We start from the raw sequence: 738 nt of genomic DNA on the forward strand, positions 1-738 counted from the left end.
CAGTCACCCACCCGCCGGCCGAGCTGCACCGCACCCGCGAGGGCGTGCGCGGACTCGATCGCCGGGATGATGCCCTCGGTCCGGCACAGCGACGAGAACGCCTCCATCGCCTCCTCGTCGGTGACCGGCAGGTAGTCCACCCGGCCGAGCTCGTGCAACCAGGCGTGCTCGGGTCCCACGCTCGGGTAGTCCAGACCCGCCGAGACCGAGTGCGACGGGAGCGTCTGGCCGTCCTCGTCCTGCAGCACGAACGACCGTGCGCCCTGCAGCACGCCCTGCTCGCCGCCGGAGAACCGGGCCGCGTGCCGCCCGGAGTCGATGCCCTCGCCACCTGCCTCGAAGCCGTACAGGTTGACCGAGGGCTCGTCGAGGAACGCGTTGAAGATGCCCATCGCGTTGGAGCCGCCCCCCACGCACGCCGCGACAGCGTCGGGCAGCCGGCCGATCTCCTGCGCGAGCTGGGCGCGGGCCTCCTCGCCGATGATCTTGTGGAAGTCGCGGACCATCGACGGGAACGGGTGCGGCCCGGTCACCGTGCCCAGCAGGTAGTGCGTGGTCTCGACATTGGCCACCCAGTCCCGCAGCGCCTCGTTGATCGCGTCCTTGAGGGTGCGTGAGCCGATCTTCACCGGCACGACCTCGGCACCCAGCAGCCGCATCCGAGCGACGTTGAGCGCCTGGCGGCGGGTGTCCTCCTCACCCATGTAGACCGTGCAGTCCAGGTCCATGAGCGCGGCG

The 738-nt window shown here is 71.0% G+C and carries 1 protein-coding gene; it reads right to left on the reverse strand.

Going from position 1 to position 738, the window contains the following annotated elements; genetic code table 11:
• Window positions 1-738 (reverse strand): tryptophan synthase subunit beta (locus tag F2B26_RS16565; protein ID WP_159811183.1); only part of this gene is annotated, 738 nt, incomplete at both ends.

Source organism: Cellulomonas citrea (assembly GCF_009829685.1).
GTDB classification, from domain to species: Bacteria; Actinomycetota; Actinomycetes; order Actinomycetales; family Cellulomonadaceae; genus Cellulomonas; species Cellulomonas citrea.